The 21,054-nt window shown below is 68.5% G+C and carries 20 protein-coding genes and 1 tRNA gene; 10 read left to right on the top strand and 11 right to left on the bottom strand.

Annotated elements, in window-relative coordinates; translation table 11 throughout:
* Window positions 1-27 precede the first annotated feature (27 nt).
* Window positions 28-1,782 carry a 2-isopropylmalate synthase gene (leuA, locus tag AB0N59_RS12525; protein WP_363483620.1) on the top strand — a complete coding sequence of 585 codons (1,755 nt, stop codon included), beginning with the start codon at window positions 28-30 and terminating at the stop codon, window positions 1,780-1,782.
* Between the two features lie 16 nt (window positions 1,783-1,798).
* Here the strand turns inward: leuA and AB0N59_RS12520 are convergent, their stop codons facing one another.
* Complete coding sequence (locus tag AB0N59_RS12520) at window positions 1,799-2,485, bottom strand: TRIC cation channel family protein (protein ID WP_363483617.1); 687 nt, start codon at window positions 2,483-2,485, stop codon at window positions 1,799-1,801.
* A gap of 36 nt (window positions 2,486-2,521) precedes the next feature.
* Here AB0N59_RS12520 and recO point away from each other — a divergent pair, with 36 nt between their 5' ends.
* Window positions 2,522-3,265, top strand: coding sequence for a DNA repair protein RecO (gene recO, locus AB0N59_RS12515; RefSeq protein WP_363483614.1), 744 nt, complete (start codon window positions 2,522-2,524; stop codon window positions 3,263-3,265).
* Window positions 3,262-4,065 (top strand): isoprenyl transferase, encoded by an 804-nt coding sequence (locus AB0N59_RS12510; RefSeq protein ID WP_363483611.1) that lies wholly within the window; start codon window positions 3,262-3,264, stop codon window positions 4,063-4,065. Before recO ends, AB0N59_RS12510 begins: the two co-directional genes overlap by 4 nt.
* Here AB0N59_RS12510 and AB0N59_RS12505 read toward each other — a convergent pair.
* On the bottom strand, window positions 4,005-4,616 hold the full coding sequence (locus AB0N59_RS12505) for an AAA family ATPase (RefSeq protein WP_363483608.1): 612 nt from the start codon (window positions 4,614-4,616) through the stop codon (window positions 4,005-4,007). The two genes, AB0N59_RS12510 and AB0N59_RS12505, sit on opposite strands and share 61 nt — an antisense overlap.
* A gap of 57 nt (window positions 4,617-4,673) precedes the next feature.
* Between AB0N59_RS12505 and AB0N59_RS12500 the strand changes: the two genes are divergently transcribed.
* The gene (locus tag AB0N59_RS12500; RefSeq protein ID WP_363483605.1) at window positions 4,674-5,342 is read left to right on the top strand and encodes a DsbA family oxidoreductase; all 669 of its coding nucleotides are present in this window, start codon (window positions 4,674-4,676) and stop codon (window positions 5,340-5,342) included.
* Window positions 5,343-5,402: 60 nt separating this feature from the next.
* On the opposite strand, the gene AB0N59_RS12495 is transcribed toward AB0N59_RS12500, so the two are convergent.
* Window positions 5,403-6,611, bottom strand: coding sequence for a metallophosphoesterase family protein (locus AB0N59_RS12495; protein WP_363483602.1), 1,209 nt, complete (start codon window positions 6,609-6,611; stop codon window positions 5,403-5,405).
* Between the two features lie 124 nt (window positions 6,612-6,735).
* Window positions 6,736-7,239, bottom strand: coding sequence for a glutathione peroxidase (locus tag AB0N59_RS12490; RefSeq protein ID WP_363483599.1), 504 nt, complete (start codon window positions 7,237-7,239; stop codon window positions 6,736-6,738).
* Window positions 7,240-7,299: 60 nt separating this feature from the next.
* On the opposite strand from AB0N59_RS12490, the gene dusB reads away from it, so the two are divergent.
* From dusB to AB0N59_RS12465, 5 genes are all read left to right on the top strand, one after another.
* Complete coding sequence (gene dusB / locus AB0N59_RS12485) at window positions 7,300-8,481, top strand: tRNA dihydrouridine synthase DusB (protein ID WP_363483596.1); 1,182 nt, start codon at window positions 7,300-7,302, stop codon at window positions 8,479-8,481.
* Entirely contained in the window at window positions 8,471-9,847 is a 1,377-nt protein-coding gene (locus AB0N59_RS12480) for a deoxyguanosinetriphosphate triphosphohydrolase (RefSeq protein ID WP_363483593.1), read from the top strand. The genes dusB and AB0N59_RS12480 overlap by 11 nt, the downstream gene beginning before the upstream one ends.
* Window positions 9,847-11,697 (top strand): DNA primase, encoded by a 1,851-nt coding sequence (gene dnaG, locus AB0N59_RS12475; protein WP_363483590.1) that lies wholly within the window; start codon window positions 9,847-9,849, stop codon window positions 11,695-11,697. The genes AB0N59_RS12480 and dnaG overlap by 1 nt, the downstream gene beginning before the upstream one ends.
* A 35-nt stretch (window positions 11,698-11,732) precedes the next feature.
* Window positions 11,733-12,500, top strand: a complete 768-nt coding sequence (locus AB0N59_RS12470; RefSeq protein WP_363483587.1) for an ATP-binding cassette domain-containing protein — start codon at window positions 11,733-11,735, stop codon at window positions 12,498-12,500.
* Window positions 12,501-12,595: 95 nt separating this feature from the next.
* Window positions 12,596-12,671: transfer RNA gene (locus tag AB0N59_RS12465), tRNA-Asn, on the top strand.
* Between the two features lie 172 nt (window positions 12,672-12,843).
* Here the strand turns inward: AB0N59_RS12465 and AB0N59_RS12460 are convergent.
* Window positions 12,844-13,359, bottom strand: coding sequence for a septum formation family protein (locus AB0N59_RS12460; RefSeq protein WP_363483584.1), 516 nt, complete (start codon window positions 13,357-13,359; stop codon window positions 12,844-12,846).
* An 87-nt stretch (window positions 13,360-13,446) separates the two neighbouring features.
* Window positions 13,447-14,013 carry a peptide deformylase gene (def, locus tag AB0N59_RS12455; protein WP_363483581.1) on the bottom strand — a complete coding sequence of 189 codons (567 nt, stop codon included), beginning with the start codon at window positions 14,011-14,013 and terminating at the stop codon, window positions 13,447-13,449.
* 43 nt (window positions 14,014-14,056) lie between these two features.
* On the opposite strand from def, the gene AB0N59_RS12450 reads away from it, so the two are divergent.
* Window positions 14,057-15,043 (top strand): DMT family transporter, encoded by a 987-nt coding sequence (locus tag AB0N59_RS12450; protein WP_363483578.1) that lies wholly within the window; start codon window positions 14,057-14,059, stop codon window positions 15,041-15,043.
* On the opposite strand, the gene pgl is transcribed toward AB0N59_RS12450, so the two are convergent.
* The 5 genes from pgl to tal are packed head-to-tail and all read right to left on the bottom strand — an operon-like array spanning window position 15,037 to window position 21,039.
* A complete protein-coding gene (gene pgl / locus AB0N59_RS12445) occupies window positions 15,037-15,816 on the bottom strand; it encodes a 6-phosphogluconolactonase (protein ID WP_363483575.1) in 780 nt (259 codons plus the stop codon). The genes AB0N59_RS12450 and pgl overlap by 7 nt on opposite strands.
* A 4-nt stretch (window positions 15,817-15,820) precedes the next feature.
* Complete coding sequence (locus tag AB0N59_RS12440; protein ID WP_363483572.1) at window positions 15,821-16,756, bottom strand: glucose-6-phosphate dehydrogenase assembly protein OpcA; 936 nt, start codon at window positions 16,754-16,756, stop codon at window positions 15,821-15,823.
* On the bottom strand, window positions 16,753-18,297 hold the full coding sequence (gene zwf / locus AB0N59_RS12435; protein WP_363483569.1) for a glucose-6-phosphate dehydrogenase: 1,545 nt from the start codon (window positions 18,295-18,297) through the stop codon (window positions 16,753-16,755). The genes AB0N59_RS12440 and zwf overlap by 4 nt, the downstream gene beginning before the upstream one ends.
* A 34-nt stretch (window positions 18,298-18,331) precedes the next feature.
* The gene (locus AB0N59_RS12430) at window positions 18,332-19,930 is read right to left on the bottom strand and encodes a glucose-6-phosphate isomerase (RefSeq protein WP_363483566.1); all 1,599 of its coding nucleotides are present in this window, start codon (window positions 19,928-19,930) and stop codon (window positions 18,332-18,334) included.
* The gene (tal, locus tag AB0N59_RS12425; protein WP_363483563.1) at window positions 19,927-21,039 is read right to left on the bottom strand and encodes a transaldolase; all 1,113 of its coding nucleotides are present in this window, start codon (window positions 21,037-21,039) and stop codon (window positions 19,927-19,929) included. Before tal ends, AB0N59_RS12430 begins: the two co-directional genes overlap by 4 nt.
* Window positions 21,040-21,054 lie beyond the last annotated feature (15 nt).

Here is a 21,054-nt window from a genome sequence, read left to right as displayed (position 1 = left end):
ATCTGACGAAGAGAAGCAGTCCCCATCATGAAGAACCACCAGAAGCCCTCCGCGATGCCGGTGCACAAGTACCGTCCGTTCCACGAGCAGATCCGCATCGACCTCGAAGACCGCACCTGGCCGTCCAAGCGCATCACCGAAGCGCCACGCTGGTGCGCCGTCGACCTCCGCGACGGCAACCAGGCGCTGATCGACCCGATGTCGCCCGAGCGCAAGCGCGTGATGTTCGAGCTGCTCGTGAGCATGGGCTACAAGGAGATCGAGGTCGGCTTCCCGTCGGCCAGCCAGACCGACTTCGACTTCGTGCGCCAGCTGATCGAAGAGAACCTCATCCCCGACGACGTCACGATCCAGGTCCTGACGCAGTGCCGAGAGCACCTCATCGACCGCACCTACGAGGCGATCGCCGGAGCGAAGCAGGCCATCGTGCACTTCTACAACTCCACCAGCGTCCTGCAGCGTGAGGTCGTGTTCCGCTCCGACCGCGAGGGCGTCAAGCAGATCGCGCTCGAGGGCGCCCGCCTGTGCCGTCAGTTCGAGAAGCGCATCCCCGACACGCAGGTGTACTACGAGTACTCGCCCGAGAGCTACACCGGCACCGAGCTGGAGTACGCCGTCGAGGTCTGCAACGCGGTGCTCGACGTTCTCGAGCCCGCGCCCGACCGCAAGGTCATCATCAACCTGCCTGCGACCGTCGAGATGGCCTCGCCGAACGTGTACGCCGACTCGATCGAGTGGATGAACCGTCACCTGGCGCACCGTGAGAACGTCATCCTCTCGCTGCACCCGCACAACGACCGCGGCACGGCGATCGCCGCCGCCGAGCTCGGGTACCTGGCCGGCGCCGACCGCATCGAGGGATGCCTGTTCGGCAACGGCGAGCGCACCGGCAACGTCGACCTGGTCGCGCTGGGCATCAACCTGTTCACGCAGGGGATCGACCCGCAGATCGACTTCAGCGACATCGATCAGGTCAAGCGCACCGTCGAGTACTGCAACCAGCTGCCCGTTCCCGAGCGCAGCCCGTGGGCCGGCGACCTGGTCTTCACCGCATTCAGCGGCTCGCATCAGGACGCGATCAAGAAGGGCTTCGAGGCCATGGCGGCCAAGGCCGCGGAGCAGGGCGTCTCGGTCGACGAGATCGAGTGGGGCGTGCCGTACCTGCCGGTCGACCCGAAGGATCTGGGTCGCTCGTACGAGGCCGTGATCCGCGTCAATTCCCAGTCGGGCAAGGGCGGCGTCGCCTATCTGCTGAAGACCGACCATGCTCTCGACCTGCCCCGCAAGCTGCAGATCGAGTTCTCGGGTGTCGTGCAGGCCAAGACCGACGCCGAGGGCGGTGAGGTCACGAGCGAGCAGATCTGGTCGATCTTCCACGACGAGTACCTGCCTTCCGACGACGACGCCTCGAAGTGGGGCCGCTTCGAGCTGCTGGGCACGCAGACGCGCAGCGACATGTCGGGCGAGGTCTCGCTCGACGTCGTGCTGCGTGACGGCGAGATCAGTGAGAATGCTTCGGGCAGCGGCAACGGACCGATCGCCGCGTTCATCGAGGTGCTGCGTGAACGGGGCTTCGACATCTCGCTCTACGACTACGTCGAGCACACGCTGTCGACGGGTGGCGATGCGCAGGCGGCCGCGTACGTCGAGCTGCAGGTCGACGACCAGCGGCTGTGGGGAGTCGGCATCGACGGCGACATCTCGACGGCCTCGCTCAAGGCGATCGTCTCGTGCGTGAACCGCTCGATCCGCTCGCGCGAGAGCGATCTCGCCGCCGTCTGACCACGGATGATCCCGGTCACGGCTTGATGATCGGGATCATCCCCGTCTCGGTGGCGACCTTGCGGCGGTAGAGCCGGCGCTGCTCGGGCAGCGAGACGTCGAAGATCACCGCGAGCACGCGGATCACCGCGGTGACCACGATGCCGATCACGGCGGCGACGGCGATCGAGACGCCGAAGGCGTGCATGATGACGATCGCCGCGCATCCGACCCCCGCCGCCACGGCGTACAGCGAACCGACGTGCATGATCGCGACCGGCAGGCCCATGAGCACATCGCGCAGCACGCCGCCGCCCACGGCCGCGCACACGCCGATGAACACCGCGGGTACCGGCGGGATGCCGAACCCGAGAGCCTTGCTGACGCCGAAGGCGCCGAACATGCCGATCACGGCGGCGTCGAGCACCACGATGAACGTGTTGATGCGGTTGAAGACGCCGGCGAGAAGCATCCCGAACAGTGCGGCACCGCCCGCGGTGATGAGGTACCAGTCGTTCTGCAGCGTCGCCGGCGGCTGACCGATCAGCAGGTCGCGGATGAGACCGCCGCCCATGCCGATCATGATGCCGATGATCGCGACACCGAGCCAGTCGAGGCGACGCTGACCCTGGAAGCCGGAGGCGAACATCGCCCCCTGGATGCCACCGAGCCCGACGCCGAGAAGATCGGCCCAGAGCGGGATGGTGAAGAGCGGTTCCGTCACCCGTCCATTCTCTCGTGCCCGGGGGATAATCGTTGAGTGCCCACCTACCGAGACGAAGCGGTGATCCTGCGCACCCACAAGCTGGGTGAAGCCGATCGCATCGTCACGATGCTCTCGCGGCGCAACGGCAAGATCCGGGCTGTCGCGAAGGGCGTGCGGCGCACCTCGTCGAAGTTCGGCTCACGGCTCGAGCCGTTCATGGTCGCCGACGTGCAGATGTACAAGGGCCGCACCCTCGACATCGTGCAGCAGGCCGATTCGCTCGGCGCGTACGGTGCCGACATCGCGATCGACTACGAGCGCTTCACGGCAGCCAGTGCGATGGTCGAGACGGCCGACCGGCTCAACGAGGCCGAGGCGACGTCAGAGCAGTATCTGCTGCTCGTGGGTGGCCTGCGGTCGCTCTCGCGCGGTGAGCACGCTGCTCGCAGCATCCTGGACTCCTACCTCCTGCGCGTAATGGCGCTGTCGGGCTGGGCTCCCGCGCTCGACGACTGCGCGCGCTGCGGTGCGCCCGGTCCGCATCGTCACTTCGGCGCGCAGCTCGGCGGTTCGGTGTGCGACTCGTGCGCGCCGGCCGGAAGCCCCCGCATCTCGTCGTCGACCCTCGGTCTGCTGCGAGCGCTGATGGGCGGCCAGTGGGAGACGGTGGATGCCGCATCGCCCCCGGACCTCGCAGCCGCGTCAGGCACCGTCGCCGCATACGCCCAGTGGCACCTCGAGCGCGGAATCCGCTCACTCGAGCACGTCACGCACCCCCCGAGCATTGGAGCACGGTGACCCCGAAGCCGTACACGCACAAGGATGCGGTGCCGTTCCGCCCGCTCGACTGGACAGGCAAGACCCCGCCGGTGTTCCCCGCGGTGCCCGAGCACGTCGCGATCGTGATGGACGGAAACGGGCGCTGGGCGAACCGTCGGGGCCTCAACCGCATCGAGGGGCACAAGGCGGGCGAAGAGGTGCTGCTCGACGTCGTCGCCGGCGCCATCCAGGCAGGGGTCAGGCACCTGTCGGTGTACGCCTTCTCGACCGAGAACTGGGCCCGCTCACCCGAAGAGGTGCGCTTCCTCATGGGGTACAACCGCGACGTGCTCCACCGCCGCCGCGATCAGCTCAACGAGTGGGGCGTGCGGGTGCGCTGGGCCGGTCGCAAGCCGCGGCTGTGGGGCTCGGTCATCAAGGAGCTGCAGTTCGCCGAGCAGCTGACGAAGGACAACGACGTGCTCACCCTCACGATGTGCGTCAACTACGGCGGCCGCGTCGAGCTCGTCGACGCGATGCGTGCCATGGCCGAAGAGGTGAAGGCGGGGCGGATGCGCCCGAGCGCCATCACCGAGAAGCAGATCCGCAAGCACCTCTACGTGCCGGACATGCCCGATGTCGATCTGTTCCTGCGCAGCTCGGGCGAGCAGCGCACGTCGAACTTCCTGCTCTGGCAGGCGGCCTACGCCGAGATGGTGTTCCTCGACACTCTCTGGCCCGACTTCTCCCGCGAGGAGCTGTGGCGGGCGATCGAGATCTACCTGTCGCGCGACCGCCGCTTCGGGGGAGCGGTCGACTCTCCCGACGTCTCGGGCTGAGCGCCCAGCCAGCGCTCGGTCTCCCGCGGGTGGGTGAATCGCACGATGCTCAGATGGGGGAACCGCGCCTCGACCTCGGGCATGCGCTCCGTCCACTTGTGCAGAGTCCTCGTCTGCCACAGCAGGATGTTGTCTTCGGCGTCGCGGTTGAAGACGTTGAGCAGCCCGCGCTCTCGGTTCCCGTTCCAGAGCTCGGTCCGCAGCACCTGGCGAGCCACCGTTCGGCGCACGAGGCGCGAGCGCACCACCCGGTAGGGATAGTCGAGCCAGAGCACCGCCTGCGCGCGTGGAGCGAGGATCTCGTCGGTGCCCTTGCTCGTGTACTGCCACTCGGTCACCCAGCGGCTCTCGGCTGCGAAGGCCCGCACATCGTCGAGAAAGGCAGGCCGAGGCGTCCAATCCGGACCGTGGTACAGGCCGTCGATCTCGACGTGGCGAAGCCCCCACGCCGCGGCGAGACGCCGTGCCAGCGTGGTCTTGCCCGAGCCCGTGACACCCGCGATCAGCACCCGTGAGGGAGGGAACGGGAGAGCATCGGCGGCGGTGAGCACCCGAGAAGGCTACCCGAACGGGAATATGCGCACCGGAGCATGCGGTTGTATGTCACTGTGACTGAACCCATCTCGATCGACATCTGGTCCGACATCGCCTGCCCCTGGTGCTACATCGGCAAGCGCAACCTCGAGAAGGGACTCGCCGCCACCTCGGCTGACGACGACGCACCGCAGGTGAAGGTCACCTTCCACTCCTTCGAGCTCTCACCCGACACGCCCGTCGACTTCGACGGCGACGAGGTCGACTTCCTCGCCGGTCACAAGGGGATGCCCCGCGAGCAGGTGGAGCAGATGCTCTCGCACGTCACGAAGGTGGCATCCGGTGCAGGGCTCGAGTACCGCTTCGACCTGCTGCAGCACACGAACACCGTCAAGGCGCACGAGCTGCTGCACTTCGCGAAGGCCAAGGGTCTGCAGCACGAGATGGAGGAGCGGCTGATGTCCGCGTACTTCACCGAAGGGCGTCACGTCGGACGCATCGACGATCTCGTCGCTCTGGCGGACGAGGTCGGCCTGGATGCAGGCGAGGCGCGCACCGCGCTCGAGACCGACGCTCACCTCGATGCCGTGAGAGCCGATCAGGCGCAGGCTCGGGCCTACGGGATCAACGGCGTGCCGTTCTTCGTGATCGACGGCCAGTACGGCGTCAGCGGAGCGCAGCCTCCGGAGGCGTTCGAGAACGTCATCCGCGACGTCTGGGCTCAGAAGACCGCCGCGAACTGAGCCGACGCGGACGAGGGGCCCGATCCGGCTGGATCGGGCCCCTCGTCGCACCGACTCGGCTCAGAGCGCCTGCTGCTTCGCGGGCAGCGGCAGCGGCTCCATCGGCTGGTCGTTCGCCGTCAGGTCGATGCCGAGATCGCGGGCGTAGACGACCCGTGTCTCGATCGCGACGTCGTCGCCGTTCTCGGTGAGCTCGAACACACGGCCGCCGCGCATGCGGTTGCGCTCGGCGCCTGCCAGTCCGTACGCTCCGAAGCCGGTGCCGGGCGCGTAGCCGAGCTTCACCCCGTAGTAGTCGCCCACATAGTCGTTGATGTGATCGTGGCCGACGAAGACGCCCTTGACGTCACCGCGCTCGAGGATCGCGTTGAACATGCCCGAGTTGAACGGACCGGGGCACTCGTCCTCGTTGCGCTCGCCGACGATGCCGTGACGCGCCTTGCCGCGTGCGGCGTCAGCGGCCGTGCGCGTGTCGACACCGCCCCACCACATGAACCGGTGCTCCCACAGCGCGATGTGGATGAACATGAGACCGGGCAGCTTGCGACCCAGGCGCTTCTCGAGACCCTGCGACTGCTCCCGGTACCAGCTGACCTGATCCATGCGCAGCCAGTCCCACGTCGGGTAGCCGTCGAAGTTCTGGCCGTTGATCTTCGACGGGGCGTAGCGGCCCGAGTCGATGAGCCACAGTGCGAACGCCTCGCGGTTCTTCCGCGACGACGAGGCGATCGGCACGATCGTGTTGCTCGTGCCGGTGAGGCCTCGGATGCTCTCCGCGTTGACGTTGAAGTCGTACGAGCGGTAGATCTCGAGCATCCCGGCCTCGTCGACCCCCGACTGCGGAAGGGAGTCCTCGTCGTGGTTGCCGTAGGTGACGGCCCAGGGGACCCGTCGTGCCTCCATCGGCGAGACGACGTTGTTGATGGCCTGCTTCACCGCGAGCCGCGTCTCGCAGCCGCCGGTGATCACATCGCCGTTGATCACAACGAAGTCGGGCTTCTCCTGATCGAGCGTCTTCTCCATCAGCTCGACCGTGCGGCGGTCGGTGCGCTCGTCGTCCTGCGTGTCGTTGAACTGCACGACCTTGAACGTGCGGTCCGAGCGGAAGCGCAGACGAGGCGCGCGCGGCCCTGGCCGCCCCGAGGCGGTTCCGGAGGTGGATGCCGCGTCTGCGGCGTTCGCAGCGCTCAGGGGCAGCGCGGCGGTCACGGCGCCTAGTGCGCCTGCGGTCAGGACGGTTCGGCGGCTGAGGGGCGGTCGGTCGGTCATTCTCGTTCTCCGTTCGTCGGCGGTGTCGCCGACACGAGAACCTAGGCCCGCAGAGAGACCGGGAGGAGAATGCCAGGTGAACGAGCCGCGGCGACGCCGGGCGAGTCGAGGTGAACGACTCGGGTCAGCGGTCGGCTCCGCCCAGCGCGGCCTCGATCGCGGCGACGATCTCGGGGTCGTCCGGCTTCTGCTTCGGGCGGAACCGCTGCACCGACCCGTCGGCGTCGACGAGGAACTTCTCGAAGTTCCATTCCACCCGACCGGCTCTCCCGTCGGCATCCGGAGTCTGCTTCAGTGCCTTGTACAGCTCGTGCGCGCTGCGTCCGTTGACCTTCACCTTGTCGTTCACGGGGAAGGTCACGCCGTACGAGGTGGAGCAGAACTCCAGGATCTCGTCGATGGACCCCGGCTCCTGACCGAAGAACTGGTTGCAGGGGAAGCCGATCACGCTGAAGCCTCGCTCCCCGAACCGGCGCTGCAGCTCTTCGAGCTGCGTGTACTGGGGTGTGAGCCCGCACTTCGAGGCGACGTTCACGATCAGCACGACATCGGCGCCCAGGTCGTCGAGGGTCGTCTCGCCGCCGGCGGCGTCGGTGAACGGGATCTGTCGCAGGGTCGGATCGGTCATCCTCACAGCCTAGATCGGCTGCGCCCGCGCCCGGCCGGTGTCTGGGAGAATGGACAGGACATGACTCTGGTAACTGACTCCGCCATCGCAGCCGCTCCGACTCCGGCGCTGCGCATCGGCCCGATCGAACTCGACACCCCGGTCGTGCTCGCCCCGATGGCAGGCATCACCAACACCGCGTTCCGGCGGCTCTGCCGCGAGTACGGCGCAGGTCTCTATGTCAGCGAGATGATCACCTCGAGGGCTCTGGTCGAGCGCAACGCGATCACGATGCGGCTCATCCAGCATCACGAGAGCGAGACGCCGCGATCGATCCAGCTGTACGGCGTCGACCCTGCGACGATCGCCGAGGCCGTGCGCATCATCGTCGCCGAGGACAAGGCCGACCACATCGACCTGAACTTCGGCTGCCCTGTGCCCAAGGTCACCCGCAAGGGCGGGGGAGCGGCGCTGCCGTGGAAGATCGGACTGTTCTCCGACATCGTGCAGCGCGCGGTCAAGGCGGCGGGCGACGTGCCGCTCACCGTGAAGATGCGCAAGGGCATCAACAGAGACCACCTGACCTTCCTCGACGCCGGTCGTGCTGCGGAGGATGCCGGTGCTGCCGCCGTCGCGCTGCACGCGCGCACCGCGTCGGAGTACTACTCGGGCCACGCGGACTGGAGCGCCATCGGCGAGCTCAAGCAGGCCGTCACGAGCATTCCCGTGCTGGGCAACGGCGACATCTGGTCGGCGGGCGACGCCGTGCGGATGATGGAAGAGACCGGCTGCGACGGCGTGGTCGTCGGGCGCGGATGCCTCGGGCGTCCGTGGCTCTTCGGCGAACTCGCCGCGGCGCTCGGACCTTCAGGCGCAGACGAGCGCCCGGTCGTCGACGCGACTCTCGGGTTCGTCAAGGACGCCTTCCGCCGGCATGCCGAGCTGCTCGTCGAGTTCTTCGAGGACGAGGATCGAGGCTGCAAGGACATCCGCAAGCACGTCGCCTGGTACTTCAAGGGCTATCCCGTCGGCGGTGAGCTGCGCGCGGCGCTCGCCCGGGCGTCGACCCTGCAGGAGATCGACGACCTGCTCGGCACCGTCGGCGACGCGCCCTACCCGGGCGCCGGAGCCGAGGGGCAGCGCGGTCGGGCCGGCTCGCCGAAGCGCACGGCGCTGCCCGAGGGCTGGCTCGACTCCCGCGAGCTCGGCGAGGGCGTCGGCGATATGATGCGCGGAGCGGAGACCGAGAACGATGGCGGCTGACCCGTCTTCCACGCGCGGCTACCGGGCCCACGACGCGGAGCGCTTCTTCGCCGAGACCCATCGTTCCGAGCGAGATGACTTCTCGCGCGATCGCGCACGCGTGCTGCACTCGGCGGCCCTGCGCCGGCTGGCCGCCAAGACGCAGGTGCTGAGCCCTGCCAGCACCGCGGACTTCGCCCGCAACCGCCTCACGCACTCCCTCGAGGTCGCGCAGGTCGGCCGTGAACTGGCCAGCGCGCTGGGGGTCTCGGCCGATGTGGTCGACACCGCCTGCCTCAGCCACGACCTCGGGCATCCGCCCTTCGGGCACAACGGCGAGCGGGCGCTGAACGAATGGGCGGAGGACATCGGCGGTTTCGAGGGCAACGCCCAGTCGCTGCGCATCCTGACGCGCCTCGAGGCCAAGGTGCTCGATGATGACGATCACTCCGTCGGACTGAATCTCACACGGGCCAGCCTGGATGCGACGTGCAAGTACCCGTGGACGGTCGACGAGCCCGTTCCCGACCCGGGCGGGCGGCTGAAGTTCGGCGTCTATCCCGAGGACGAGCCGGTCTTCCGATGGATGCGCGAGGGCGCCTCCGGCCGCGAGCGGTGCATCGAGGCCGAGATCATGGACCTCTCCGACGACATCGCCTACTCGGTGCACGACTTCGAGGATGCGATCGTCAACGGCTACGTCGATGTGGCCCAGCTCTCCGATCCGGTCGAGCACCATCCGCTCGTCGGGCGCATCCAGCAGTGGGTGGGCTACGACTACACCCGTGATGAGCTGGCCGACGCGCTCTACCGTCTCACCCGCGAGACGATGTGGATGCGGTCGTTCGACCGTTCGCGTCGCGACCTCGCCCGCCTGAAGAACCTGACCAGCGACATGATCGGCCGTTTCGCGCGCGGTTCCGTCGCGGCGACCAGGGCCGCGTACCCCGGCGAGACCCTTGCCCGCTACAGCGCGCACGTCGTCATCCCGCGCGAGGTCGAGACCGAGATCGCCGTGCTCAAGGGCATCATGGGGCAGGCGATCGTCACGATCGACGCCAGGAAGGGCGTCTACAAAGAGCAGCGCCGGGTGCTGCACCGCCTCGCCGACGCGCTGTGGTCTACCGACGCGCTGTGGTCGGCCGGCGCCGATGTGCTCGAGCCCGCGTTCTCGGCCGACTTCCTGGCAGCCGACACCGACGCCCAGCGCGCTCGTGTGGTCGTCGACCAGATCGCCAGCCTCACCGACCAGACGGCAGTGGACTGGCACAACCGCCTGGTCGGCGAGATGGATCCGGCCGAGGTGGGCATCTGGACTCCGCGTCATGCGCGTCCCGGTGTGCATCGCCGCGCAGAATCCCGGGTGGTCGTCGAAGGGGTGCTCTGATGCCCCGCATCCTGCAGGCCGACGTCGAAGAGGTGAAGACCCGCACGAACATCGCCGACATCGTCGGTGAGCGCGTCGCTCTGAAGTCGGCGGGTGTGGGGTCGCTCAAGGGACTGTGCCCGTTCCACGACGAGAAGAGTCCGAGCTTCCACGTCAGGCCCCAGGTCGGCTACTACCACTGCTTCGGCTGCGGGGCCTCGGGCGACGTCTACTCGTTCCTGCGTGAGATGGACCACGTCAGCTTCACCGAGGCGGTCGAACGGCTCGCCGCGCGGGTGGGCTATTCGCTGCATTACGAAGACGGCGGCGCCGCCCCCGAGACCAGCGGACGCAGCCGGCTCTATGCCGCGAACACCGCTGCGGGGGAGTACTTCCGCTCGCAGCTGCTGAGCCCCGAGGCCGAGAGCGCCAGACGCTTCCTCGGCGAACGCGGATTCGACGCGGGCGCCGCAGCGCACTTCGGGGTCGGATATGCGCCCCGCGGCTGGGACAACATGCTGAAGGCGCTGACCGCCAAGGGGTTCACGCGTGACGAGCTCACGGCTGCAGGCCTCGTCTCAGCGGGCCAGCGCGGCGTGTACGACCGGTTCCGCGGCCGGGTGGTCTGGCCGATCCGAGACGTCACCGGGCAGACCATCGGCTTCGGCGCGCGCAAGCTGTACGACGACGATCAGGGCCCGAAGTACCTGAACACCCCCGAGACGCCGATCTACAAGAAGGCCCAGGTGCTGTACGGCCTCGATCTCGCCAAGCGCGACATCAGCAGAGGGGACCCGCGTCGTGTCGTCGTCGTCGAGGGATACACCGACGTGATGGCCTGCCACCTCGCGGGTGTGACCACCGCGATCGCCACCTGTGGCACCGCTTTCGGTGCCGAGCACATCAAGGTGCTTCGCCGTGTCATGGGCGACGACTCCGCCGCCGGCGAGGTCGTGTTCACATTCGACGGCGACGAAGCCGGGCAGAAGGCTGCGTTGCGCGCGTTCTCGGAGGACTCGCGCTTCACCGCGCAGACCTTCGTCGCCGTCGCCCCCGATGGACTTGATCCGTGCGATCTGCGGCTGCAGCGAGGGGATGCGGCGGTGCGGGGTCTGATGGACGCCAAGGTGCCGATGTTCGAGTTCGCGATCGACCGCAAGCTCGCCGGCTACGACCTCGCGACCGTCGAGGGTCAGGTCGGCGCCCTGCGCGCCGCTGCGCCCATCGTCGCCGAGATCCGCGATGAGCTGCTGCGGCCGGGCTATGAGCGTGTGCTCGCGAGGCGGCTCGGCATGGATCCCACCGCCGTCCACCAGCAGGTGCAGCGAGCCGCACGGGGAGAGCGCGAGCAGCCCGTGCTGCGCCAGCAGAGCGCTTCCCCCGACGGTGGGGAGGGGATCAGCCGCGTGCGCCTCGCCGATCTGCCTCGCACCCCCGAGGTCGCGCTCGAGCGCGACGCACTGATGGGCGTCCTTCAGTACGGGCACCGCCTCGACCAGGAGACGCTGGCCCGCGCACTGAGCGAGCCCTTCCGGCATCCGGCTCTCGAGGCCGTGCGCGATGCCGTCGCATCCGTCTCCGACCGCACCCGCGTCGGCTGGGCGACGGCCGCGGCGGATGCCGTGCGCGAGCCCTACCGCAGCCTCGCCGGCGAGCTGCTCATGATGCCGTTCCCGGCGAGAGACGACGAAGGTGCTCTCGCCTCGTCCGCCGACCTCTGTCGTCGCCTCATCCTTCGGTCGATCGAACGTGAGAAGCAGGAGCTGCTGGGCGCCGTGCAGCGGGTTCCCGCCGACTCCGACGGCGGGCGTGCGCTGCGCATGCGACTGCGCGATGTGGATGCCGAGCGGCTGAGGTTCGCCGAGTCCTGAGCGCATCCGGGCGAAGACCGGGCAGGATGGACGGTATGCCTGCCGACAGCGAGTTCGCGATCGACTGCCACGACCTGGTCATCGACAGGATCGGTCACGGTGGGACGACCCGCGCGGTCGACGGCGTCACCTTCGAACTCAAGCCCGGTGAGCTGATGTGCATCGGCGGGGCGACGGGCTCGGGCAAGTCGACCCTGGTCACGGCACTCGCCGGCATGGGCGACTCGTCGCTGAAGGTCGCGGGCGGCCGTGCGACGGTCTGCGGCGTGAACATCCGCAAGCCAGGCCGCAGGCGGCGCACCCTCACCGCCCTCACGGGTCACCTCCCGCAGAGTGCGGGGGCGTCGCTGCCGCCGCGGCTCACTGTCGGAGAGGCGATCTCGGAGCCCATCACCTCGCGCGAGAAGAAGGTCAACAACAGGGCGCTGGCGATTCGCGTGGCTTCCCTGCTCGACGAGCTGCACCTGCCGCTCGGCCTCGCATCGAAGTTCCCATACGAGCTGAGCGCCGGCATGCGTCAGCGCGTCGCGATCGCCAGGGCGCTCATGCTCGAGCCGCACGTGCTGATCGCCGACGAGCCGCTGTCGAATCTCGACCTCGAGGTGAGGCCGGTCGTCTTCGACGCCATCACCCGCCGCCGCACCGAGCGAGCCATGGCGGCGCTGCTGGTGACGAACGACGCCGCGTTCATCCGCGAGCTCGACGCCGAGACGCTGCTGCTCAAGACGGGGCACGTGGTCGCCAGGGGCATCGGGTCCGACCTGATCTGGGCGCCCAACGCCGAGACCGATCTGGCACCCTGACCGCGCCACGCCCGGGGTGCCGCCCGTGTTCGGCACTGCCCGCGGAGTTTGCTAAGCTGGGGGAGTTGCCCGCGCAGCGGGCAGCGACCGAATGATCCTCGGTAGCTCAATTGGCAGAGCAGCCGGCTGTTAACCGGCAGGTTCTTGGTTCGAGTCCAAGCCGGGGAGCCAATCCCCTCGAAACCCCGCCCCTGTGGCGGGGTTTCGTCGTATGCGCGCAGAGCTGCCGAGCGCGCCTGCCGGAGATATCGGACCGGATGCCCGGCATCCGGCGTGTCGGGCGGGCTCCCGCTCCGACACACCGGATCGTCCGTGATTCCCGACGGACGCGCGCCAGCGAGGGTCAGATCTTGGTGCCCTTGGCGGACCCCTCGAGCGGAGTGCCCTCCTCGCTGAAGAGCACGCACTGGATCGTGCGGTCGTCGAGCTGCTCCCAGCCATCCTTGGTGGGCGAGAAGTACGCGTAGGTCAGCGTCGAGTCCGCCTCGCTGAGACCGACGAACGCCTCGAACTGCGGATCGCACGTCTCCCAGACGGTCTTCTCCACCACATCGGCCGCGGGGAACTCGCCCTCGGGAAGGTCGAACTCGTAGAAGATCTCCTCGTCGTGCGGGTCATCGCAGGGCACCACGTTCGTGTCGCTGAGCTCGGTGCTCGACGCGTCGTCGGCGAGCTTGCAGTCACCCACCTTCAACTCGAAGATGTCGATCTTCGAATCGGCGGTGACGGCGCCCTTCTCATTGCGCTCAGCGTCGCCGCTGAAGACGTTGGCGGGGATGCTGCAGCCGCTGAGAAGCACGGCAGTCGCGAGGGTCGACGCCGCGAGGGCGACGGGGCGAAGGGACGAGCGAGATGACATGCGGGAGCGCTCCAGTGCAGGGGGGCGAGATGACGGGGTTCCGTCTCTCAGACCGTACTGACGCCCGAGGGCGAGAGGCAAGTCGTGTCACCCCTCGAGGTCGTCGACTCCGGGCATCCAGCTGTGCGAGCCGCGGTTCCAGCCGCGCTTGCGCGCGATCTTCTGAACGGTCTTCCAGTCGGAGTCGTCGAGTCGATCGACGTACAGGATGCCGTCGAGGTGATCGAACTCGTGCTGCATGATGCGCGCGCGCCAGCCGTCCACCTCGATGCGCACGTCGCGCCCCTCGAGGTCGGTGCCGGTGACGAGGACGCGGTCCGATCGGCGCAGCGCGAATCGCTCGCCGGGGAAAGACAGGCAGCCCTCCGACTCCTCGTCGGGATCCGGCGACCCCGGCTCGATGGGGGCCATCCAGAGCACGGGGTTGATGATCTCTCCCCGCCACGGGTTGTCATCGTCATCGACGTACGAGTACACGTAGATGCGAAGGCCCACGCCGACCTGAGGTGCGGCGAGACCGACCCCGGGCGCGACGTCCATGGTCTCGTACATATCGGCGACGAGGGTGCGGATCTCGTCGGTCACCTCGTCGACCTCGCTCGCTCGCGCGTGCAGAACAGGGTCGCCCATGATGCGGATCGGAAGAACAGCCACGCCACAACCCTAATGGGAGCACGGTGCCAGGTAGGGTGAGACGGTGCATCATGGGGTGGAGTTCGCAGCGAACGTCAGCGATCAGCTGGTCGGAGTCTTCCAGAACCCGGCTCTGCTGCTCGGGATCCCGCTCGCGCTTGCCGGCGCCGTCTTCATGTCGCTCGGTGCCCAGTACCAGCATCGCGGAGTCGAGAAGGTGGAGCGGCTGAGCGGCACCGGAGGCGCGACCGGGCTCAGCGGCGCTCAGATCAGGGCCCTGCTCACCCGCCCCTCGTGGATCATCGGAACGATCATGCTGGGGCTCGCCATCGCGTGCCAGCTGAGCGCGATCGCCATCGCTCCGCTGATCGTCGTGCAGCCGCTCGGCGCGATCGCCCTGGTGGTCACGACCCTGCTCAACGCCCGCATCTCAGGGCACACCCCGACCAGGCAGTCTCTGATCGCGATCGGCGCGTGCCTGGGCGGCATCTTCCTGTTCGTGATCCTCGCCGCGCTCTATGCGACGGAGCGCCCGATCAGCAACGACGACCTGTTCATGATCCTGACGATCCTGCTGGTCGTGATCATCGTGCTCGGCGCCTGCTGGCTCATCCTCCGGCGTCACATGCGCGCGCTGTTCTACGTCACGGGAGCCGGCATCCTGTACGGCTTCGTCGCCACGCTCGCGAAGGCGGTCATCAGCCGCATCCAGGCGGGCGACTTCGAGTGGCTCACCGTGGTGTGCGTGATCGCCCTCATCGCGGCCGCCGCGGTGGGCGCCTACTTCGTGCAGACGGCATACAGCTCGGGACCGCCCGATCTGGTGATCGCCGGACTGACCGTCGTCGATCCGATCGTCGCCGTGCTCATCGGCGCTCTGGTCCTCGGCGAGGCGGCGGCGGCGCCCGTGTGGGTGCTCGTCCTCTTCGCCGTTGCCGGCGCGATCGCCATCTGGGGAGTGTTCGGGCTCGCGCGCTACCACCCGCAGGTGCTCAGCGACAGCCAGGAGCTCGGCATCCGCCGCGGCAGCGAGCCGGGTTCTGCTCAGTAGTCCCGGTCGATGAGCTCGGGCGAGACCTCGGATGCCGCGGCCTCGTCGACGAAGAAGACCGTTCGACGACGGCCCTTCGCTCCTGCAGCGGGGACGCTCGCGTAGCTGGCTCCGGCGAGAGCGAGTCCGAGGGCGGATGCCTTGTCTGCGCCCGTCAGCACCAGCCAGACGCGCTTCGACGAGTTGAGCACCGGGCGGGTCAGTGTGACGCGCTCGGGCGGCGGCTTGGGGGAGTTGCGCACGGGCAGTGCGGCAACGTCGGTGACGGTCACCTCTGGACGGTCGGGGAACAGCGATGCGACGTGCCCGTCGGGCCCGACACCGAGGAAGCAGACCGCGAACGACGGCCATTCGCCATGATCGCTCGAGAACCGTGCCAGATCGGCGGCGTACGCCGCGGCGGCCTCGTCGAGAGTCACGCCGTCGCTCGGCGCAGCCACCTCGTGGATGTTCTCGGCGGGCACGGGGATGTGATCGAGCAGCGCCGTGCGCGACTGCAGCGAATTGCGGTCTGGATCGTCGCGCTCGACGAAGCGCTCGTCGCCCCACCAGAAGTGCACGAGCGACCAGTCGAGATCGGCTGCGCGGGCATCGCGAGCGGTCGCCGCGAGCACCTTGCCGCCCATCGACCCGCCCGTCAGACAGACATGGGCCAGCCGCCCGTTGCGGGTGCGGGCTTGAAGCCGGGTGAGGAAGCGGTCGGCCACGCGCGCCGCGAGGGCCTCGGGAGTCTCTTCGACCACGACGGACTTCATCGTCCCCTGCACCTTCATCCGATCACGCTCTCTGCTCTGGCGGGCCGAGGTGCGACCAGCCCTCGGTGATGACTCGACCATAGAGCAGATCGGCGTCGAGGCGGCGCAGCTCCTCGGCGAGGCACTCACGCAGAGTCCGCCGCGGCAGGTGCAGCTCGTGATCGGGCTGGCCCGGCTGCGTCAGCACGGCGATGCTCGGCGATGGGCGCTCGAGCAGGATGTCGCCGCTCTCGCGCGTCAGCCGCACCGACTTGATGCCCTCCTGCCAGTCGTCAGGGTTCTCGTACGACCAGGTCACCGGCACGTCGAGGGCCATCTGCAACCAGGCGGCCAGCAGCGCGGTCGACGGCGATGCCGCCGCGCCCCTGACCTCGGCAGCAGTCACACTCTCGAACGGCGGCTGATCGAGTACGGCGGCGAGCTGCTCACGCCAGTGCGTGAGGCGCGTCCAGGCGAGATCGGTGTCGCCCGGCGCGTGCGTGCTGCCGAGCAGAGTGAGCCTGTCGCGCACGTCGGGCGACGTCGCGGCATCCGTGATGCGGCGCTGCGCGATCCGGCCCAGCGGGGAGTCGGCGGCGTCGAGGGGCGCCTCATCCGGCCACCACGCGACGACAGGGGCATCGGGAAGCAGAAGACCGGTCACCAGGCTCTCGGCGTTGCTCGCGGCGTCTCCATAGGCGCGCAGCACGACGACCTCGCTCGCACCGGCGTCGCCGCCGACGCGGATCTGCGCGTCGAGACGAGCGTCGCCGTCGCCCAGCGTCAGCACGATCACGCGCATCGGGTGCTCGCGCGATGCGTCGTTGGCCGCCTCGATGGCCTCTTCAGCGACGCCGTTGCGGGCCGCGATGATGAGCGTCAGAACGCGACCCAGGGCGACGGCGCCGCCCTCTTCACGCACCTTGACGAGCTGCTTGGCGACCTGACTGACTGTCGTGTCGGGGATGTCGATGATCACGGGCGTCTCCAGACTCGTCCGTCGCGGGCGAGGAGGTCATCGGCCGACGCCGGCCCCCACGACCCTGGTGCATACTGCTCGGGCTGCGAGTCGAGCGATGCCCAGTACTCCTCGATGGGATCGAGGATCTTCCACGACAGCTCGACCTCCTCATGACGAGGGAACAGCGGTGGGTCGCCCAGCAGAACGTCGAGGATGAGCCGTTCGTACGCCTCGGGGCTCGCCTCGGTGAACGCGTGGCCGTAGCCGAAGTCCATGGTCACATCGCGCACCTCGGCTCCTGCACCGGGAACCTTCGAGCCGAACCGGATGGTGACGCCCTCGTTCGGCTGCACGCGGATGACCAGGGCGTTCTGGCCGAGCTCGGACGAGCGGCCCATGAGGTGCTGCGGGGCGCGCTTGAACACGACGGCGATCTCGGTGACGCGGCGTCCGAGGCGCTTGCCCGTGCGCAGGTAGAACGGAACGCCGGCCCAGCGGCGAGTGGCGATCTCGAGCTTGAGCGCCGCGTACGTCTCGGTGGTCGACTCCGGGTTCATACCCTCCTCTTCGAGGAAGCCGTTCACCTTCTCGCCGCCCTGCCATCCGCCGGCGTACTGGCCGCGCGCTGCGGCGAGCGAGAGGTCGTCGGGCAGCTGCACGGCTGCGAGCACCTTCTCCTTCTCTGCGCGCAGGTGCTCGGCCGACAGACTGATCGGCTCCTCCATCGCGGTCAGGGCGAGAAGCTGCAGCAGATGGTTCTGGATGACGTCGCGCGCCGCACCGATGCCGTCGTAGTACCCCGCGCGACCGCCCACGCCGATGTCCTCGGCCATGGTGATCTGCACGTGGTCGATGTGGTTGCGGTTCCAGATCGGCTCGTACAGCTCGTTGGCGAAGCGCAGCGCGAGGATGTTCTGCACCGTCTCCTTGCCGAGGTAGTGGTCGATGCGGAAGATCGAGTCGGCGGGGAAGGCCACCTCGAGCGCGCTGTTCAGCGCCCGAGCTGACTCGAGGTCGTCGCCGAACGGCTTCTCGATCACCACGCGCCGCCAGCAGCTGTCGTCGTCGCTGTGCTCGCCGACCAGGCCCGACTCCTTCAGCTGTCGCGCCACCGTGGGGAAGTCCTTCGGAGGGATCGACAGGTAGAAGGCGTGGTTCCCCATGGTGCCGCGTTCGACGTCGAGTGTCTCGACGGTCTCGCGCAGGCGCGCGAAGGAGTCGGCGTCGTCGAAGGTGCCCTGGACGAAGCGGATGCCCTGCACCAGCTGCTGCCACGTCTCCTCGCGGAACTCGGTCCGGGAGTGCTCGCGAACGGCGTCGTAGACGACCTTCGCGAAGTCCTGGTCCTCCCATTCCCGCCTGGCGAACCCGACGAGAGCGAATCCAGGGGGCAGCAGGCCGCGATTGGCGAGGTCGTAGACCGCGGGCATCAGCTTCTTGCGGGACAGGTCGCCGGTCACTCCGAAGATCACCAGGGCGCTCGGCCCTGCGATGCGGTTCAGACGGCGATCATCGGGATCGCGGAGGGGATTGTGTCCGCGGGAGACGGGGGCAGTCATCGGTGGGGGATTTCTCCAAGTGGTGCGGGTGATGTCACTGGGCGGCTTCGAAGAGCGCCAGCACGTCATCCACGGCATCTGTGATGGTCAGGGTGACGACGGGACGGCCCAGGCCCGAGAGCACGGCCGCGTCGCCCGCGGCCTGCGCCTCGATCAGCTGCCCGAAGGTGAACGGGCGTCCGGGTACCTCGAGATCGACGTCGGTGCGCTCGGTGATCTGGAGGTACACGCCCTGCGCGGGTCCGCCCTTATGATACTGGCCGGTCGAGTGCAGGAAGCGCGGGCCCCATCCGAAGGTCGTCGGTCGGCCCGAGTCGGCCGCCACCATCTCTCGCAGCCCCTGCAGCTGGGGCATGCCGGTGCGGTCGACGTAGGCCTGGATCGCGACGTAGCCGTCGGCTCCGAGGCGTGCCCAGAGCGCATCGAGAACGCCGGCGAGAGTGCCGGCGGCGAGAAGGGCGGGGTCGGATGCCCGCACCTCGATGCCCGCCTCGGTGAAGGCCGGCGCGGAGACCTCGGGTCTGGCGTCGAGGAGGCCACGCGCGGCGGTCTTCGCGGCCTCGACGTCGGGCTGATCGAACGGGTTGATCCCCAGGAGGTGGCCGACGATCGCCGTCGCGTACTCCCAGAGCAGGAACTGCGCTCCGAGGGTTCCGCTGACGAGGATGTCGCCCTGGTGACGCAGGTGGAGCTCGTCGGCGTCGTCGACGAGACGCACGATCTGCAGGTCGGCCGGGCGGGCGTCGAGTTCGGGGGAGACGGGCAGCAGGACGACGGGGAGGATGCCCGTGCCGGCCTTGCCCGTGGACTCCGCGATGAGCTGCTCGATCCAGTCGGGCAGTCCCTCGATGTGGGTGCCGTCACTGATCAGGCCGAGCTTGTCGCGTCGGGGGGCGGTGCCGACGATCGCCGCCGCCAGCCGCAGCGCTGGATTGCCGGGGGAGTCCACGGCGAACTGCAGCAGTGAGGCCTCTGCCTCGTCGAGCAGCTCGCCGATGTCGGCGCCCGCGAGCCCCGCGGGCACCAGCCCGAAGGCGGTCAGCGCGGAGTACCGTCCGCCGACGTTCGGGTCGGCCGTGAAGACCCTGTATCCGGCATCCCGCGCCGAGGAGTCCAGCGGCGAGCCGGGGTCGGTGACGACGATGATGCGCTCTGCCGGGTCGATCCCCAGGTCGCTGAACGCGGCCTCGAACGCGCGACGCTGAGAGTCGGTCTCGATCGTCGATCCGGACTTCGACGAGACGACGAGCGCCGTGCGCGAGAGGTCGTCGTCGATCGCGCGCAGCACCTGCGCGGGCGCGGTGCTGTCGAGGATCGTCAGCGGCACGCCCGCAGTGTTGGCGATGACCTCGGGGGCGAGCGAGGATCCGCCCATGCCCGCGAGGACGATGCGGTCGACTCCGCGTGCGCGGAGATCGTCGCGCAGCGCGACGATCTCCGCGACGAGCGGGCGCGAGTTCGAGACGGCCTCGACCCAGCCGAGCCTCACGGCCGCTTCGGCCGCGGCATCCGGACCCCAGAGGTCGCTGTCCGCTGCGGTGACACGTGAGGCGACGAGGTCGTCGACCAGCGTCGCGACCACCTCGTCGACGGCGGGCTGCGCCGCGTGCGACACGTGCACCGAGACGGTCATCGTGCGGCTTCCAGGCCCTCTGCGACCTGAGTGAGCAGACCGTGCCAGGAGTCGATGAACTTGGCGACTCCCTCGTCTTCGAGCACCTGGGTGACGTCGTCGAAGTCGACGCCGACGGCCTTGAGACCGGCGAAGACCTCGTGCGACTCGGCGTAGGTCGAGGTGATCGTGTCACCGGTGACCTCGCCGTGGTCGAACGTGGCGTCGAGCGTCTTCTCGGGCATCGTGTTGACGACGCCGGGGGCGACGAGCTGGGTGACGTAGAGCGTGTCGGGCAGGTTCGGGTCCTTGACGCCGGTGGATGCCCAGAGCGGGCGCTGCAGGTTGGCGCCCGCGGCGACGAGGTCCTGCGCGCGCTTCTCTGCGAACTTCTTCTCGAAGAGCTCGTAGGCGAGGCGTGCGTTGGCGAGTCCGGCCTTGCTCTTGAGCGCCAGGGCCTCGTCGGTGCCGATCTCGACCAGTCGCTTGTCGGTCTCGGTGTCGACGCGCGACACGAAGAACGACGCGACCGAGTGGATCGTCGACAGGTCGATTCCCGCTTCCTTGGCGCCCTCGAGACCCGCGAGGTAGGCGTCGATGACGTCGTTGTAGCGCTCGAGGCTGAAGATCAGGGTGACGTTCACGCTGATGCCCGCGGCGATCGCCTCGGTGATGGCGGGAAGGCCGGCCTTGGTCGCGGGGATCTTGACCAGGAGGTTCGGGCGGTCGATCTTCTCCCACAGCTGCTTGGCCTGGGCGACGGTTCCCTCGGTGTCGTGCGCCAGGTCGGGGGAGACCTCGATCGATACACGGCCGTCGACGTGGTTCGTCTTCTCCCACACGGGGCGGAAGATGTCGAGCGCGGCGGCGACGTCCTGTGTGGTGGCGGCGAACACGGCGTCCTCCGCCGAGGCGCCGGCCACGGCGAGCTCGTGGGTCTGCGCGTCGTACGAGGTGTCGTTCTGGTCCATCAGGGCCGTCGCGAAGATGGTCGGGTTGGTCGTGACGCCGACGACGTTGCGGCTCTCGATCAGCTGCTGCAGGTTGCCGGTGCTGATCCGGGTGCGGGACAGGTCGTCGAGCCAGATGCTGACGCCGGCCTGTGCGAGGTTCTCGGTGGGGGTGCTCATGATGTCTCGTTCTCT

The organism is Microbacterium sp. NPDC089321 (genome assembly GCF_040684935.1).
In the GTDB taxonomy this organism is placed as follows: Bacteria; Actinomycetota; Actinomycetes; order Actinomycetales; family Microbacteriaceae; genus Microbacterium.
The sequence above is the reverse complement of the archived record's forward strand: the minus strand, read 5'-3'. Positions and strand labels throughout refer to the sequence as shown.